We start from the raw sequence: 17,210 nt of genomic DNA, 5'->3' as shown, positions 1-17,210 counted from the left end.
CAAACCTAGCGCTGTTCAGCCTGGCCCGCCGGGGAATTACCCGAACCAGGCTGTTTCTTTATTGAATGTGGGCCGTGAGTGCCCCAAGCTGCCATGGCTACGGTGGAGCTTACGGCAGATGGGCGTTAGGCGAGCCAGGGCCGGGGTTGGGCCGGGCCGGCCGGGCATTCAACCTGCGCGGGTTGCATGGGCTACAGCCAGACCGTACCTTGCCCGGCAGGTAGCCTGTGGCTGGACCTATCCTCACGTCTCTATTCCTGTACCGCTATGTCTGCTCCTGCTCCCCTCCGCTGCATCATTGCCGACGACAATGCCATCAACCGGCTGACCCTGGAGCAGTTCGTGCGCATTACGGAGGGGCTGGAGCTGCTGGCCTCCCTGCCCGATGCCGTGCAGCTGGTGCCCCGCCTGGAGCAGGAGCCCCGCCCCGATTTGCTACTGCTTGATATTGAAATGCCCCACCTCTCGGGCCTGGAGCTGGTGCGCCTGCTGCCTCGCCCGGCTCCCAGTGTGGTGCTGGTTACCTCGCACCCCCAGTTCGCCGTCGATGCCTTTGCCCTGCCCGTGGCCGATTACCTGCTCAAACCGCTTGACTATGCCCGTTTCCTGCAGGCAGTAGCCCGGGTGCGGGAGCAGCGCCGGCCTCAGCCGGAAGCCGAAGCAGCCGGAGAGCTGCAGCCCGCCGCCCCCAACGACCAGCACCTGTTCATAAAAACCAATAACAAGCTGGTGCGCCTCAATTTTGCCGACGTGCTTTACATTGAGGCCATGTCGGCCTACTCCACCATTGTTACGGCCTCGCGCAAGCACATTGTGCTCAGCACGCTCAAGGCCCTGGAGGAGCGCCTGCCCTTCACCAACTTCCTGCGGGTACACCGTTCCTACATCGTCAATCTGCACCAGGTAGACAGCCTGGCCGACAGCCACCTGCAACTAGGCTCCTACGAGGTACCCGTGGGCAAAAGCTACGAGGCTGCGCTGTTTGGCCGAATGAAAAGCCTGTGAGGAGGTGACAAGTGACGGGATGGCACGGCTGTGCCCACGCGCGGCTCGACGTTCTATTTGTAGCCTCCTCACCTGTTACTCCATGCCCGCCAGCTCCTGGGCCAGGGGGGGCAGTACGGCCTCCACGGCGGCGTGCAGTTGCCGTACGGCTTGGCGCAGAACTTCCTCCTCGGCCCCGGTGCCGGGCTCCAGCAGGCGCACCGTTTCCAAAGTAGCTAAAGGGCCGGCGGTATCGGCAATGGACAGGGCTTCCAGGTTGGGCTTGATGTAGTGCACCAGCCGGCCCACCTCGGGCCAGCTGCCGGCTTCCAGGGCCGCGTGCAGCTGCGCCAGGGCCGGTGGAATATCGGTGAGGAAGTGACGAATAACAGCCGGAACAAAGGCCGCGTTGCCGTGGGCCAGGGCCTGAAAGCGGCTCAGGTCGTAGGGGCGGGACGCGGGCGGGCGCAGGGCCAGCAGCTTGCGGCATAGCTCCTCCTCGTCGAAGGGTTTGGCCAGGAAGTCGTTCATGCCGGCGGCCAGATACTGTTGGGCATCGGAGGCGTAAGCATTGGCGGTAAGGGCCAGAATGGGCGTAGCGGCCCGCTGCGGATTGGGGTGGCGGCGCAGCTGCAGTGTCACGTCCAGGCCGCTGAGGCCGGGTAGCTGAATGTCCATCAGCACTATATCAAAAGCCTGCTCCTCAAACAGGGCCAAGGCCACGGGGCCATCCACGGCTTCGGTAACCGTGCCGCCCCAGGCCTCTATCATTTGCCGGGCTACCAGGCGGTTGATGGCGTTGTCTTCTACCAGCAGCACGTGCAGGCCCTGCAGCACGTTGGTCAGCGGCGCAGCGGTGGCCGGCCGGGCCGGCTCTTCGGCTTTGGGCAAGGTAAGCTGAAACGTAAACGTACTGCCCTGGTCCGGCTGGCTGGTTACCGTCAGCCGGCCACCCATCTGCTCCACCAGGGCCCGGCTGATGGCCAGGCCCAGGCCCGTGCCCCCAAACTGGCGGGCGGTGTCGGCGTAGGCTTGGGTAAAGCTGTCGAAAATAGAATTCAGCTTGTTGGCCGCAATTCCGATACCGGTATCAGCCACCTGAAATTCCACTGTGAGAGAGGTGGCCGTTTCTGCGGCTACCCGGCCAGCCACGCTTACCTGGCCGCCGATAGGGGTAAACTTAATGGCGTTGCTCACCAGGTTGATAAGCACCTGGTTGAGGCGCTGGGCGTCGCCAAGCACCCAGGGGTGGGGGCAGGAGTCGTGCAGGGAGCGGGTGTGGAAGAGCAAGCCTTTCTGCTCGGCCTGCAGCAGCAGCGGCTGCAGGGCTTCACCCACCGCGTCGCAGAGGTGAAAGGGTTGCTGCTCCAGCTCTACCTTGCCGGAGGTAATCTTGGCCACGTCCAGCACGTCGTTGATTACGCCCAGCAGGTGGCGGCCCGAGGACCGGATAATCTGCACCTGCTCGCGCTGCTGAGTGGTGAGGCGGGTTTTGGCCAGCAGGGCCGCCATGCCCAGCACCCCGTTCAGGGGCGTCCGGATTTCGTGGCTCATATTGGCCAGAAAGTTGGCCCGGGCCTGGGCGGCGGCTTCGGCGGCTTCCTTGGCCCGCTTCATTTCTTCCTCCGCCTGCACCCGTTCCGTAATATCCTGGGCGTGGGAAATGATATAGGGTGGCTGTCCGGCCTCGCGTACCACAAAGTTGTGGTACAGCAAAAAATGGAGTTGCTCGTGCCCCAGGGGCTGTATCCGCAGCACACCCTGGGCTTCGCCCTCGGCGGCAATGCGCGCCAGATAGGCGCTGAAATCGGCCTGGTCGGCTGGTAGTAAAGAGGCCTGCACGGGTCGGCCCAGCAGCTCACTTTCCGCGCGGCCCAGCAGCCGGGCCAGCGCCGGATTCACCGACTGCACAATACCCTGCATATCGTAGGTGCAGATCAGGGCCTGGGCATAGTGCATCAGGTCGTGGTAGCGTTTCTGATTGTACTCCAGGGTTTGCTGGGCCTCTTTCAGGGCCGTAATGTCGGTGCTTACCCCCAGAATGTGAGTAGTGCCATCGGAGCGAGTTAGGGGGCGCTTAATGGTCTGATACCAGCGCACTTGCCCGTCGGGCATGGTCAGCCGGTCCTCGGTACGCACCTCGGCCCCCGTGGCCAACACCTGGGCGTCGGCTGAGGAGTAGTGGGCCAGTTCGGCGGCCTCGGGGCCATCGGGATATTGCTCGGCCAGGGTTTGCAGGCGAATGGTTGCCTCTTTCAGCAGTTCCAGGGCATAGTTGCCGAAAATAATCTGCCCCTCGGTGTCGCGCACGTACACGGGGTCGGGGGTGGTGTCGAGCACCAGCTGCTGAAACTGCTGCTGCTCGCGCAGGCGCTCTTCGCTTTGGCGCAGGGCTTCCTCGGCCGCCACGCGGGCCGTAATATCAGTGCCGTAAGCAATAACAAACTGCAGCTGCCCGGCCGTACTCAGTACTGGTTGGTAATGGCGCAGGAAGTGCTGGGGCTGGCGGTTAGCGGGGTTAGTAGTAGCTTCCTGCCACACCTGAGGCTCTCCACTGGTGAGAGCTTGGCGGAAGTAGCCGGCCCGCCGCTCGGCCACGGCCGGCGGCCAACCCAGGCGGGCGGTAAATTCGGCCACGGTATGGCCGAGAATGGCTTGGCGGGCAGCGGTATTGGGCATTCCCCGGGCATTCATAAACAAATAACGGCCCTGGGCGTCCAGCACAGCTACCTGACTGGGGAGGGTATTGAGAATAGCTTCGTAAAATGCCCGCTGCTCAGCTACCCGCTGCTCGGCGCGGTGATGAGCCGTTACATCCAGGCCATAGCCCAGCACCCGCAGGGGAGCCCCGGCCACGGCCGGCAAGCGGCGGTAGCTGCGCAGGAAGTAATGCGTTTCGCCGGAACCGGCCGATGCTTCCTCCCAGGTAGGCAGGGCCTCGGCCGTGCGCAAAGCTTCCTGGAAGTACGTTTCCCGCAACTGGCCCAACTCGGCCAGTTGCAGACGGTAGGTAGAAGCATATTCGGATAGGGTGTGGCCCGGCAACCAGGCCCGCTGGGCTGCATCGGGCACGGCGGCCGGGTTGGTGTACACGTAGCGTTGCTGCTCATCCAGTACCACCACTTCCACTGGCAGGGCATCCAGCAGGGTTTCGTAGAAAATTCGCTGCTGGTCGAGCTGCTGTTCTGCCTGATACCGGGCGCTGATATCAACCAGGTACAGGTTCACGTACTGGCGCTCTGGTACGGGCCGGGCTACCACCTGAAAATGCCGGGTGCCACCAGTTAATTCCTGCTCCTGCACTGCACCAGCGCGCAGGGCGGCCAGGGCCAGGGCGTGCAGGCGGCCGTTGAGGGCGTCGGCTTCCTGGGGCGGCAGGGCGGCCTGGAAAGAGTTGGCGGCCTCATTGGCGAAAAGCTGCTCGCCGCCGGCCCCAAGCCGCACAATAGGGTTGGGGTTTTGCAGAGGTATGCTGGAGATGTCACGCAATTCATCCAGGGCTTGCTCCCGCGCCGTCACGTCGCGGGCGTACACGAGGGTGCCGGTGGGCAGGGGTACGTAGTCTATTTCCAGAATTCGGCCATCGGTAAGTGGCAGGGGGCTACGGTGGCGGGGCTGGGGGGCTGCCCGTAGCTGCTCCCGCTGCCGCAGCGCCTCCGTGGGGTCGGCCAGCAGGGGTAAAGCGGCGGCCCGCAGTTCGGCCACCGGCCGGCCCTGCCAGCGGGCGGGCTCGGCGGGCAGCCCCCACAAAGTACAATACTGCGCATTTACAAGGAGCACGCAGTCGTTGGCATCTACCAGCAGCAGGCCGTCGGGCAGGTGGTCGGCTACCTGAAGCAGTAGTGGATCAGGAAGGGCAGGGGGTGGGGTGGTAGGTACCATGGTATGGCTAGTGAGCCCTTTAAGTTCGGTAACGGCAGCCACATCTTGCCAGAGAAACCCCACGAACTACCGGATTTCCCCCCTTAATGGCCCCCTGGCTTTACCGGGCCGGCCGGCTTAATATCCAGCAACACCAAAAAAAGCAGGCTTGAAGACTTCAGACCTGCTGATGCCTTCCAAAGACCCTCTTGGGGCGCTCAATTGGCCCGCAGCCAGTTTAGGGCGGGAGCTTCCGATTCGAAACAGGCCACCGTGACTCCCAGCATCTCCGCCTGTTCCACGGTGGCGCGCAAGCCGGCGCTATCCAGAATGGTAGCCGTTTCTACTAAGGCCAGGCGGCAACCGGGGGCGCTGGCCGCCACCTGGGGCAGCCACTCGCTGGTTATCCAGGCACAGTCCTCCACCCACACGGGCGGCATGCCCCGGTGGTCGGTGTAGAGGCGGTGCAGGCCGGTTTGGGCACACAGCTCCCGGCCCTGCTGCAGCAGGTCGCGGAAGGAGCTGCCGGCCATAGGGTACACTTCCCAATCCAGCTGCACGTAGTCGGAGGGGTAATGAACAACCTGGCCCAAGGAATTGGTGAAGTGCAGAATGCCTGGTAGATATGAGCGCACAATGATGTGTAACTGGGTATAGAAAAAATGCGGGCGGGCCAAGCCGGTAGCGCCGACCCTCACAGATACTTCCCGCCGGGTAGGGAAACTGGTATACCCGGTCAGAGTGGGTAGCGGCTGCACTAGGCACCGCTACGCCGTTTTCTGCCCACGCTAAGGCAGCGTGAGCAGGTAGCCAATAGTAAAGTTGGCAGCCCAGTCGAATACAAACTGCTGACAACCGGTGGTTTCGGCCACAGCGGAATAAATGTTGAGCCCGGCCGCCAGCTTGGCGCCGCCACCGGAGCGGGTGTACTCGGCTGGAGGCAAAAGCTGGGTGTAGCGTTCCTGGCCCTGACGGCTGGTTTTGGCCAGCTCGTAGGGCACGCCGCCCAGCACGAAGCAGGTGGCCCGCTGGCTGGCCGGCACCTGCCGGGCAGCGGCCCGCACACTGCCGGCCACGGTGGCCGCATCAATCTGCTGCTGGTAATACTTGGCGCCGTAAGTGTCGGCGGTGCGGGGCTGTCCGTGGTCCAGCCAAGCCAGCTTGGTGTTGCCTGAGCCCACATCCAGCACAAAGGCCCGGCCCGAGAAACCAGCTGGCAGCGCAGCCCGGAGCCCATAAATACCTTCTTGCTCGGTCGTTACCATATGCACCACGTAGCCCAACTCTTTGAGTGCCGGCACAATGCGCTTGGTTACGTCGGCCAGCGCCGCCCCGGAGCTCACCACGAAATGAATGTCGCGCCCGCCCACGCCGTAGTCCAGCATCTGGCCGATGTAGGCCTTCAGGCCCCGGCGCACATCATCGGGGGTGGCAATATTTTCCATTACCAGGCTGTTGCCGTATTCGGCGCGCTCCAGGGCCCAGCGTTTCTGCCCGTCGATGCGCACAATAAAGGAGTTGAAACCACTGGCGCCCAGCTCCACCACGCCCTTCAGCCGCCCGTTAATGGGTGCCGCCGGCTGATAGGTAAAGGCCGTAGCAGTGGGTCTGGCAGTCACAGCAGGCACCACAGCAGGGGCCACGGTGGGCGGCGCCACCGCAGCGGGCGTTAGGGTAGCGGCGGCGGCCGGCGTAGCCGGGGCGGCAGCAGCCGGGGCTGCTACAGCGGCGGCCGGCGTGGGAGCAGACTGCTCGGCGGACTGCTGGGCAGCGTTGATGGTGCCATTCAGGCTTACCCGGTCTCCTTCGTGCAGGAGTACGCTCCGGCCATCGGCCAGCACGGCGGTATGGGTTCGGTAGTCGAGGCGAGTACCATTGGGCAGCACTACATTTTTGGTGACAGCCTGGCTCTGACTGCCAGTGTGCAGCCGCAGCTCGTTGTCGCGAAGCTCAAACCAGGCCGCGGCGCTGGCTCCGGCCGGGGCCTGGGCGTGCACCTGCCCGCCTATAGCTAGTAGCAGAAAGCACAATAGATACAGATACAAACGCATGCTCATGGGGTAGGGGTAAGGCGAAACAAGTGACCTAAACTGTCCGCAACCTACCACCCCCGCCCGCCTGTTCGGTAGGTTTTACCCGAATGCCACCGGATCTTACCTGAATGCCCCCGCTCGTTCACTGAGCCGGTGGCTACTGCTCCTTACCCCGGCCGCAAACGCCCGCCGGCGCTGGCAGGGCACCGGCGGTAGCCAGGCATTTCAGCGCCTTACAAAAGCTGCCCTGAAACCTGGCGGAAACAGGCCTTGACCACCTCAGCCCGTCGTTTATACACTCCCACAGATAGTTCTACAAGTACTCTACACCAAGCCCTGCACAAATGCGTCGGTGTAGTCGGGGGAGAAGTGGAGGATATTCGGGAGGTGGGCGAATTCCGTCGGCTCGTGGGTGGTAGTCAGGATAACGGCCCGCATACCGGCGTTCAGGGCCGCTTCGGCGCCTTTGGGCACGTCCTCGAACACGAGGCAGTCGGCGGGAGCTGCGCCGAGCTGCGCGGCGGCCTTCAGGAAGGTTTCGGGGTGGGGCTTGCTGATGGTCACGTCGTCGGCCGAGACGATGGCCGCGAAGTAGCGGCGGATATCCAGCGTATCGAGCACGAAATCAATGTTGAACGGAATGGCGGCCGAGCCAATGGCCATCGGAATACCCTGCTGGTGAGCCCGCGCCAGAAACTCCGGCAGCCCCGGTAGCAGCCGCAGGTGGGGGCGGTAGGCCTGCTGGTAGCGTTTCTCTTTTTCCAGGGCCAGGCGCACCATCTCCTCCTCCGTAAACCGGTCGGGGCCGAACATGCGCACCAGTACTTCCTGGTTTTTACCGTACATCTGGGGCCTCACCTGCTCGTGAGTGAACTGCCCGCCCAGGTCCTCGTTCAGCAGCTGCTGCCAGGCCTGGGTGTGGTAGTCCATGTCGTGAATCATGGTGCCGTTGAGGTCAAAAATAAATGCGTTCATGCAGGGCGTAAGTAGGAGAGGGCCAGAAGCGGCCGGGCGCGGCAAAGGTAGGGGGTAAACAAAGCGGGGAGCCGTTTGCCGGCTCCCCGCAGTGGGTTTGGGATTAGTTGGCAGCCGGACTTTCGGCCAGGGCTTCCAGTCGTTTCTGTTCCAGCACGGCCAGCAGCTTGCCGAAGGGCTCGGTGAACTTCTGCTCACCTTCCTGCTCCAGCTGGTCGGTGAGGGTTTCCAGGTTGAGGCCGAGTTGGGGCAGACTGCCCAGCACGTCCACGACTACCGGCTCGGCGAGGCGGTTGGCGGGCTGGCCGCCGGTGCGGTACAACTCTAGGGTTTCCACCGGAATGGTATTCACCGTGTTCGGGCCGATGAGGGCCTCCACGTACTTCAGGTTATCGTACTTAGGGTTTTTGTTGCCGGTGCTGGCCCAGAGCAGGCGTTGGGGTTGCGCGCCCTGCGCCTGCAGCGCAGCCCAACGCGGGCCAGCAAACAACTCCTGGTACACCGTGTAGGCTTGCTTGGCGCTGGCAATGGCCACCTGCCCCACCAAACTTTCGGCCAGCTGACCCTGCTCACCGCCGGCAGCCGCCAACTGCTCCAGCTGCGGATCAAGGAGTACATCAATGCGCGAAAGGAAGAAGCTGGCCACCGAATCCAGCCGCTGCACCGAGCCACCGGCCCGCACCCGGTCTTCCAGGCCGGCCAGGTAGGCTTCGGCCACCAAACGGTAGCGCTCCACGCTGAAAATCAGGGTTACATTCACGTTTACGCCGGCCGCAATCAGCTTCCGGATGGCGGGCAGGCCGGCCCAGGTGGCGGGTACTTTGATCATCACGTTCGGGCGGTTTACTTCCTGCCAGAAGTGCAGGCCCTCGGCCACGGTGCCTTCGGTGTCATGAATCAGGTTGGGCGACACTTCCAGGCTCACGTACCCGTCGCCGCCGTTTTCGGGGTGGTCGTAGAGGGGGCGAAGCAGGTCGCAGGCCGCCTGCACATCGGCCACGGCCAGGCGGGCATAAATCTCCTCGGCCGACAATCCCTCCCGGGCAAAACGACGAATGTCGTCGGCGTAGTCGTCGGAGCCGGCAATGGCCTTCTCGAAGATGGCCGGGTTGGACGTGACGCCCCGCACGCCGTCTTCCGTGAGCAGGCGCTGCAGCTCGCCGTTCTGCAAAATATTGCGGCGAATGTAATCCAGCCAGATGCTCTGGCCGAAGCTATGAATGGCAACTAATGGGTTCATGTAGAAGGGGTGATGAGATGAAAGCAAAAGGCCGTCATGCTGAGCTTGTGAAGGACTTTGTACTCCTGCACGTCATTCCGAGCGGAGCCGAGGAATCTCGCGTGCTGACTTTGCCAAACTAATTTGATTACCCTCTGGCGAGATTCCTCGGCAAGCTCGGAATGACGTGTGGGAGATTATGGTATACATAACCAACCGGGGTAAGGTCGTTCGCTCCGCTCAGGATGACAGGCGGCGCGCGGCAGCTACTTACGGTCTACGACAGAATTTCCTTGGGTTCCGTTTCCTCCGGCTGACCGGCCAGCACCCACCGGGCTTGCTTCACCACGTTCTGCACCGAGAAACCAAACAGCTCCATCACGGCCTCGCCGGGGCCCGATTCGCCGAAGCGGTTCATGGCCATAACGGTGCCTTCGTCGGTGGCGTATTTGTGCCAGCCCAGGGGCGAGCCGGCCTCAATGGCCACGCGCTTGCGCACGGCGGGCGGCAGCACCTGGTGCTGGTAGGCCTTGGGCTGCTGCTCAAACAGCTCCCAGCTGGGCATGCTCACCACCCGGGCCGCCACGCCCTGCTGCTGCAACGCCTCCTGGGCCTGCAGCGCCAGGGAAACCTCTGAGCCGGTGGCTAATAGAAGTAGTTCCGGCTGGCCGCTTTCGGCTTCGCGCAGGATGTAGGCCCCTTTGGCTACACCCTCCCGGGCTGAGCCAAACTGGCTCTGGTCGAGCACCGGCAGCTTCTGGCGCGACAGGATGAGCACCACCGGGCTTTTGGGCTTGGTAAGGGCCACGCGCCAGGCTTCCACTGTTTCGTTGGCGTCGGCGGGGCGCAGCACAATGATGTTGGGAATAGTGCGCAACGCGGCTACCTGCTCCACCGGCTGGTGCGTAGGGCCGTCCTCACCCAGCCCAATGCTGTCGTGGGTAAACACGAACGTGGCGCTGGACTCGGCCAGGGCCGTAAGGCGGATGGCCCCGCGCATGTAGTCGGAGAAGGTGAGGAAGGTGCCGCCGTAGGGCCGCACCCCGCCGTGGTGGGCCAGGCCATTCATGGCCCCGCCCATGGCGTGCTCCCGCACCCCAAACCACACATTGTTGTGCTCGTAGCTGCCCGGCTGGAAGCTCACGTCCCCGCTGGTGGGCATTTCGTTGGAGCTGGCCAAATCGGCAGAGCCCCCAAACAGGTAGGGCACACTCTTTTTCAGCGCCTTCAGGGCTTTGCCGGAAGCCTGGCGGGTGGCCAGGGCGCCGTCGGCGGCGGTAAAAACGGGCAGGGAGGCGTCCCAGCCTGCGGGCAGCTCACCCGCAAACGAAGCCTGGAACAGTTCCCACTCTGCTCCAAACTCCTGCTGGTACGCCTCGGTTTGCCGTTGCCACTGGGCCTGCAGTGCTGCTCCGCGCTGGCCGGCTTCGGCCAAATGGGCACGCACCTGCTCGGGCACCACAAACGTAGCCTCGGGGTCGAAGCCGAAGAATTCCTTGGCTTTTTTCAGGTTGTCGGGGCCCAACGGGGAGCCGTGTACCTTGCTGGTGCCTTCCTGGGGGCTGCCGTAGCCAATAATCGTCTTAACGGAAATCAGGGAAGGCCGCCCGGTTTCCTGCTGGGCCGCTCGGATGGCGGCTTCAATGGCGTCGAGGTCATTGCCGTCCGGCACGCGCTGGGTGTGCCAGCCGTAGGCCTCAAAGCGGGCCAGCGCATCCTCGGTGTAGGAGAGGTTGGTGGGCCCGTCGAGGCAGATGTCGTTGTCGTCGTAGAGGTAGATGAGCTTGCCCAGCTTGAGGTGACCGGCCAGGGAGGCGGCTTCGGCGGCCACGCCTTCCATCAGGTCCCCGTCGCTTACAAGGGCGTAGGTGAAGTGGTCCTGCAGCGTGTGCCCGGGCCGGTTGTACACGGCCGCCAGGTGAGCCTCGGCCATGGCCATGCCCACCCCGTTGGCGAAGCCCTGGCCCAGCGGCCCCGTGGTTACTTCCACGCCCGGCGTCAGGTTCGACTCGGGGTGGCCGGGGGTTTTGGAGTGCAGCTGGCGAAACGCCTTCAGATCCTCCAGGGACAACTCGTAGCCGTACAGGTGCAGCAGGCTGTACAGCAGGGCCGAGCCGTGGCCCGCCGACAGCACAAACCGGTCCCGGTTGGGCCACTTGGGGTCCTGGGGGTTGAAGCGCAGAATGCGGGAAAACAGCACGTAGGCCATGGGAGCCGCGCCCAGGGGCAGGCCGGGGTGGCCGGAGTTGGCGGCCTGCACCATATCCACCGACAGCAGGCGGATGGTGTTAACGCTTTGTTGAGCGAGGGAATTGGCAGGTTTGGTCACGGCAAGACAAGCAAAAAAGGAAGAAGAAAACGGGGCGTTGCGCTGTGAAGTAGGTGCTTTAGGGACTACCCGGCAAGCCCGCCATCAGAAAAAAAGGACCGTAATCGGTACCGGTAGCCGGGAGGTTCGGAAATTACGGAGAGGTGATTCCCGGCAGGTTTAAGGCCGCACTACCGGCCAGCCCGCCGCATCCCAGGCCAAGGGTTCGAGGCGCAGCTTAGGTCGGCCCTGGTCGGCGGCGTCGTAGCCGTGAAACACGAGGTAATCGGCGTTATCGAAGGTATATACCGAGTTGTGTCCTAGCCCGAACCAGTTTTTGTCGCCGGCCAGCACCTGCGTGCCGCCGCCCTGCTCCAGCGCCACGCCGGCTTTATCCACGTAGGGGCCCGTTATAGCTTTGGAGCGGCCCACCATGATCTTGTAGGTGCTCTGCGGCCCCCGGCAGCAGTAGTCAAAGGAGGTGAACAGGTAGTAGTAGCCGTTTTTGCGGAAGATGAACGGTGCTTCAATGGCCCCGTCGCCGGGCAAGGAGTCGTTGAGCTGGGGGGCGCGGGGGCGGCGGGCTAGGGTACGCCACTGCTCCGGCTGGGCCGGGGCCGTCAGGTCGGGGCGAAGCTGCACCAGCTTGATGCCCTCCCAGAAAGAGCCGAAGGCAAGCCAGGGGCGGCCCGCTTCGTCCCGGATCAGGTTGGGGTCAATGGCATTCCACATATCCCGCCCCGGCACCGACTGCAGCACCCGGCCGTGGTCGGTCCAGTGGAAGTCCTTGGCCGTGGGGTCGAGGGTGTTATTGGTGGCCAGTCCGATGGCGGAGGTGTTTTTGCCAAAAGCCGAAACCGAGTAAAACAGGTAGTATGTGCCGTTATGAAAGGAAATATCGGGCGCCCAGATGTGGCCCTTGAAGCCCGGAATGGCCTGCACGGCCCAGGCCGGCGCGGCAGCAAACACGGCCTTTTCCGGCTGCCAGTTCCGGCGGTCCTTCGACGACCACACCGCAATGCCGTTGCCGGTGCAGAACATGTAATAGGTGCCATTCTGCTGCGCCATCACCGGGTCGTGGGCCGGAATACGGGCCGGCATGTTCTGGGCCTGAGCAGCCAGGCTTCCCCCAAGCAGCAGGGCCCCGCAGTGTAGTTTGAAGGCTGATAAAAACATTATCGATTGTGTTAAGGCAAAGGAAAACCCGTCCGTGGCTAAGTTGCCGGGGTTGGCTTCTAGCGGGCGGGTTGCACGCCTTCCGTGGTCATCTGCACCCGTCTGATGGTGCCGTCCTTGTTGTAGTACAGGTAATCCACGCAGACGGAGCGGCGGAAGCTGCCCCCATCGGTGGGGATGCTGCCGTTGTGGTAGATGAAATACGACTGCCCTTTGAAGTCGATGATGGCCTGATGGTTGGTATTGGAGTTGCCGGCTACCTCATTCAGCAGCCCTTTGAACTCCCAGGGCCCTTCAATACTGCGGCTCATGGCGTAGGCTAGTTTTTCAGGAAACTGGTAGGCGTAGCTGAGGTAGTACCAGCCGTTGTGCTGGTGCACCCAGGGCGCTTCCGTAAAGCCAGGCAGGTTGGGTACTTTGTTGATGGGGCCGTCCAGCTCCGTCATGTTGGGTTTCAGCTTAGCCCAGTAGCAGTTGGTGTTGCCCCAGTACAGGTAGGCTTGGCCCTTGCTGTCGATGAAAACCGTGGGGTCAATATCATCCCAGCTGATCTTACTCTCGGTCATGTTGTTGGTAATCAGGGCTGAGCCCCGAGCGTCCCTGAACGGCCCCGTGGGACTATCCGCCACGGCCACGCCGATGCTTTTGCCCGGAATAGAGCCGTGCTCCACGGCCGCGTACCAGTAGAACTTGCCATTGCGCTCAATCACCTGCGAGGCCCAGGCATCGTCCTTGGCCCAGGCAAAGGCTTTCACGTTCAGGGGGGAGGGGTGCTCCTGCCAGTGCACCATGTCCTGGGAAGAATAGCATAGCCACTCATGCATCACGTAGCGCTGCTCAGGCGCCGGAGCCTCGTCGTGGCCGGCATAGAGGTACACGGTGCCCTTGTGTACCAGGGCACTGGGGTCGGCGGTGTACTTATCTTTGATGATGGGGTTGCCGGCTACGGGCACCGGAGCCGCCTGGCCCAGCACCAGCCTGGGGGCAGCCAGCAACAAACCAGCTACCCACCCAATAAGCGGAGCGTTTTTCATGGGTCTGTCTGTCGCTTAGCGTTTGCCGGGAATCCGCAGCACCGTGAAGGAGTTCGGGGCCAGGGTATAGGTGACGTTCGGGGAAGAAATCTGGAAGGATTCTTCTTTGGGCGCCACATTCATAGGCTGCTCCAGACTGTTCACGGCGTTCAGGTCGGGGCTGGCCAGTACGGTGGCGCGGCCGGCTTTACCCAGCTTCTTCACGCCCTGCAGGGCAATGGTCACGGGCCGGGCCTCAGGCGAGTAGTTCACCAGCTTCACAAGGATGTCACCCGTTTTATCGTCGGCGGTGGCACTGCTGAAGAGGTTGTCCTGGCCGTTTTTGGCCCCGGCGGCGCGCTGCACGGGCAGCATGGTGGTGCCGGGGTTGGTGGAGTACATCTTCTGCACGTAGTAGTTGGGCGTACCGTAAGCTTTCAGGTTATCAAACCAGATCATGTCCGGGGTCCACTGCCAGGCATCCACGTGGGCAAAAAGCGGGGCGTAGGAGGCCATAACCACCTTATCGGCGTTGCGCTCCAGGCCGGTCATGAAAGCTGCCTCCGAAATGGCGCAGTCCCAGCTGTTTTTGTTGTCGGGGCTGCCGATGGCCACGCTCTGGGCGGCGTACTCGCCGGCAAAAATTTTGGTGCCGGTGGTAGGGTAGTTGTCGTAGCGGCCCACGTTCTGGCGGAACCACTCAGGCTTGGCGTAGTAATGCTCATCAATTACCTCGGCCTTTAACTCGCGCAGCCGCTTGCTGGCTTTCTCAAACAACTCCCCGTCGGGGCTGGGGCCCGCGCTGGATACGATATTAATGGTAGGATACTTGGCCTTAATGGCTTTCATAAACGGCTCGTAGCGCTCCAGGTACTGGGGGCCCCACTGCTCGTTGCCAATGCCGATGTACTTGAGGTTGAACGGTGCGGCGTGGCCCATGGCCACGCGCCGGGCACCCCAGGGGCTGCTGGCCGGGCCGTTGGCAAACTCAATCAAATCCAGCGCATCCTGAATAAAGGTTTCCAGCGTGGGGTCATCGTCCTCGTGGTTGTGGGGGGAGCCGGCGTTGGGGCCGGCCGCAGCGGTACCGCCAATCGGGGCCAGCTCCGCCGAGTTGAACTGACAGGCCATACCCACGTTCAGAATCGGCACGGGCTCGGCCCCAATGTCCTCGGAAAGCTGGAAATACTCGAAGAAGCCCAGCCCGAACGACTGGTAGTAGTCGGGGGTGGAGCGGTGCTTGAACTCCATATTCCAGCGGTTTACCAGCGGCACCCGGGAGGCCACGTCGCCGATGGTTTCCTTCCACTGGTACCGCTCAGTGAGGTTGCGGCCCTCCACGATGCAGCCTCCGGGGAAGCGCAGAAAGCCGGGGTTCATGTCCTTGAGCAGCTGCACCAGGTCGGTGCGCAGGCCGTTTTCCCGGTTTTTGTAGGTATCTTTAGGGAACAGCGAAACCACGTCCAGGTCCAGCGTACCGGCCCCTTCCAGCGTCAGCTTTAGCCGCGCCCGGGCCGCCGTGCCCGCCGATTTCAGCACCACGCTGTACTTTTTCCACTCGGTGGTGAGGCCGGTAATGCGTTCCTGGGCCAGGGTTTTGCCCGAAGGCCCTGCTTCGGGGCCGGCTCCCGCACCGCCTTCTTCCAGCGTTACGTTCAGGCCGCTCACGCCGCCCGCGCCCTTGCGCAGGTACACCGAAAATGTGTACTCGCCGCCCTGTTTCACGCCCATGCCCCGGAACCCCTCATTAATGAAGCCGGCATCGGGGCTGGCCGTGGCGGCTGTCAGGCGCAGGAAGTGGTTGTTGGTGGCACTGATGGGCTGCTGGTTGGAAACGGTATAGGTAGATAGGGCCGCCGCCCCCCGAATGCCGCGCCAGCCCAGTAGGTGCTCATCCAGCTCGAACGACTTGTTCTTGACCAGCTCCGGGTACAGCCCGCCGTCGGCGGCGAAGTTGATATCTTCGAAAAACAGCCCGTACATGGTTTTGGCAATGGGTGCGCCGGGCTTATTTACCTGCACGGTGAGGGCAAGGGGCGCCGTCTGGGCCAGGGCCGGTAACGTGGTAAGTAAGGAGCCACTCAGGCCCAGGGAAGCTGCCCAGCAAAGGGCACGGGTGGGAAAAATCGTGGGCATACGAAGGAAATTGGAATGAGCAGTAGTGGAGCAGCTGGCACCCGGCGAGTCCCGCAAGGGCTAATGATGGGTCAAGTATAATAACTTATTTGCACAAACGATTGTGTAAGGAGTCACTATTTAATTTTTCCGTATCAACTCCGGGCAGCGCGGGGGCAGCATCTGCTGGTCTGGGCTGTGCCTGACCGGGGTGTCACGCAACCGTTCATAGAATAAAATGCCTGCTTGTGCCGCAAATTGCTATATCTTTACTACCGGTAGCTAATACTGGCAACAGTTGCTGCTGCAACGGCCGCACCACGTCAGAGTGGTATCAGCTGCTCGGATAAAAGCGGAGTATACCCGAAAGAAAATTGCTTATTTACACAAAGCATTGTGTATTGCCTCTTCTATGGCTTCTCGTAAGAAAACCTCCGCTGCTCCCACCTCCAACACGCCCGTCTCTATGGCCGACCTGGCCCGGGAACTGGGCGTGTCCATGACTACCATTTCGCGGGCCCTCAGCGACCATTACAGTATTGGGCCGGAAATGAAATCAAAGGTACTGAAGCTGGCCAAGAAATATAACTATCAGCCTAACCGGCTGGCCTCAGCTCTGCGCAAAGGCAAGAGCAAGCTGCTGGGCATTATTGTACCTTACATAGAAGGCCGGTTCTTCCCATCGGTGGTGCATGGCATTGAAACGGCCGCCAGCAAAGCCGGCTATAACGTCATCATCTGCCAGTCGCACGAGGATGCCGCCCAGGAGCGGCGCAACATTGAGGCCTTGCTCAGCGCCCAGGTGGCCGGCATCATGGTGTCCTTGTCGCGCACGACCACCAGCTACCGGCACTTCGAGAAAGTACAAAGCCGGGGACTGCCGCTGGTGTTCTTCGACCGTAGCATGGAGGGCGAGGACGTGAATGCCGTTGTGCTCGACGACCAGGAAGGGGCCCTGATTTCTACCCGCCACCTGGTGGCCCAGGGCTGCCGCCGCATTGCCCACCTGGCCGGGCCGCAGCACCTTACCATCTATAAAAACCGCTACCGGGGCTACCTGGAGGGCCTGCGGGAAGCCGGCCTGCCCGTGGAAGAGGAACTGATTGTGTTTACCGACATGACCCAGCCTGAAGGCGCGGAAGCAATGCGTACCTGGCTGGCCCTGCCCAACCCACCCGATGCCGTTTTTTCGGCCGGCGACTACTGCGCCCTGGGCGCCATGCAGGAAGCTCAGCGCCAGGGCGTACAGGTGCCCGCCGATGTGGCCATTACCGGGTTCAGTAATGAGGCCTTTACTGTTATTACCGAGCCTACCATCACCACCATCGACCAGCGCTGCGAGGAAATGGGGCAGGCTACGGTGCGCCTGCTGCTGGAGCTGATTGAGGCCCACGGTACCGCCTTTACGCCCCGGCAAATTGTGCTGCGCCCCGAGTTGCTGACCAGAAACTCGTCGGTACGGGAGGCGAAGCCGGCGGCCCCGGCCAGCAGGCGCGCCGCCAAAGCTGCCGCCCGCTAGCCTACAC

At 62.6% G+C, this 17,210-nt stretch carries 11 protein-coding genes; 2 read left to right on the top strand and 9 right to left on the bottom strand.

All coding sequences use genetic code 11. The annotated features are described in order from the left end of the window. Nucleotides 1–267 precede the first annotated feature (267 nt). A complete protein-coding gene (locus EI290_RS08155) occupies nucleotides 268–1,005 on the top strand; it encodes a LytR/AlgR family response regulator transcription factor (RefSeq protein ID WP_185816900.1) in 738 nt (245 codons plus the stop codon). A gap of 75 nt (nucleotides 1,006–1,080) precedes the next feature. Here EI290_RS08155 and EI290_RS08150 read toward each other — a convergent pair whose 3' ends face one another. The 9 genes from EI290_RS08150 to EI290_RS08110 all read right to left on the bottom strand — a co-directional run bounded on the left by EI290_RS08150 (nucleotide 1,081) and on the right by EI290_RS08110 (nucleotide 15,705). Beyond that, on the bottom strand, nucleotides 1,081–4,866 hold the full coding sequence (locus EI290_RS08150; protein WP_125428547.1) for a PAS domain-containing protein: 3,786 nt from the start codon (nucleotides 4,864–4,866) through the stop codon (nucleotides 1,081–1,083). 197 nt (nucleotides 4,867–5,063) lie between these two features. Beyond that, nucleotides 5,064–5,480, bottom strand: a complete 417-nt coding sequence (locus EI290_RS08145) for a hypothetical protein (protein ID WP_125428545.1) — start codon at nucleotides 5,478–5,480, stop codon at nucleotides 5,064–5,066. Between the two features lie 153 nt (nucleotides 5,481–5,633). Beyond that, nucleotides 5,634–6,896, bottom strand: a complete 1,263-nt coding sequence (locus EI290_RS08140) for an acetate and sugar kinases/Hsc70/actin family protein (RefSeq protein ID WP_148103624.1) — start codon at nucleotides 6,894–6,896, stop codon at nucleotides 5,634–5,636. 306 nt (nucleotides 6,897–7,202) lie between these two features. Beyond that, entirely contained in the window at nucleotides 7,203–7,853 is a 651-nt protein-coding gene (locus EI290_RS08135) for an HAD family hydrolase (RefSeq protein ID WP_125428540.1), read from the bottom strand. 103 nt (nucleotides 7,854–7,956) lie between these two features. Then, nucleotides 7,957–9,093, bottom strand: a complete 1,137-nt coding sequence (gene tal, locus EI290_RS08130) for a transaldolase (RefSeq protein WP_125428539.1) — start codon at nucleotides 9,091–9,093, stop codon at nucleotides 7,957–7,959. 256 nt (nucleotides 9,094–9,349) lie between these two features. Continuing rightward, nucleotides 9,350–11,401 carry a transketolase gene (gene tkt / locus EI290_RS08125; RefSeq protein ID WP_125428537.1) on the bottom strand — a complete coding sequence of 684 codons (2,052 nt, stop codon included), beginning with the start codon at nucleotides 11,399–11,401 and terminating at the stop codon, nucleotides 9,350–9,352. A 159-nt stretch (nucleotides 11,402–11,560) separates the two neighbouring features. Further along, nucleotides 11,561–12,556: an arabinan endo-1,5-alpha-L-arabinosidase gene (locus EI290_RS08120; protein WP_221766240.1), complete on the bottom strand. Its 996-nt coding sequence runs from the start codon at nucleotides 12,554–12,556 to the stop codon at nucleotides 11,561–11,563. 59 nt (nucleotides 12,557–12,615) lie between these two features. Beyond that, nucleotides 12,616–13,590 carry a glycoside hydrolase family 43 protein gene (locus EI290_RS08115; RefSeq protein ID WP_125428535.1) on the bottom strand — a complete coding sequence of 325 codons (975 nt, stop codon included), beginning with the start codon at nucleotides 13,588–13,590 and terminating at the stop codon, nucleotides 12,616–12,618. A 15-nt stretch (nucleotides 13,591–13,605) separates the two neighbouring features. Beyond that, on the bottom strand, nucleotides 13,606–15,705 hold the full coding sequence (locus EI290_RS08110) for an alpha-L-arabinofuranosidase C-terminal domain-containing protein (protein ID WP_125428533.1): 2,100 nt from the start codon (nucleotides 15,703–15,705) through the stop codon (nucleotides 13,606–13,608). Between the two features lie 391 nt (nucleotides 15,706–16,096). On the opposite strand from EI290_RS08110, the gene EI290_RS08105 reads away from it, so the two are divergent. Then, nucleotides 16,097–17,203 (top strand): LacI family DNA-binding transcriptional regulator, encoded by a 1,107-nt coding sequence (locus EI290_RS08105; protein WP_125428531.1) that lies wholly within the window; start codon nucleotides 16,097–16,099, stop codon nucleotides 17,201–17,203. The last annotated feature ends 7 nt before the right edge of the window (nucleotides 17,204–17,210 follow it).

The organism is Hymenobacter metallilatus (assembly GCF_003944705.1).
GTDB lineage: Bacteria > Bacteroidota > Bacteroidia > Cytophagales > Hymenobacteraceae > Hymenobacter > Hymenobacter metallilatus.
This window is presented reverse-complemented; position numbering and strand designations above follow the sequence as displayed.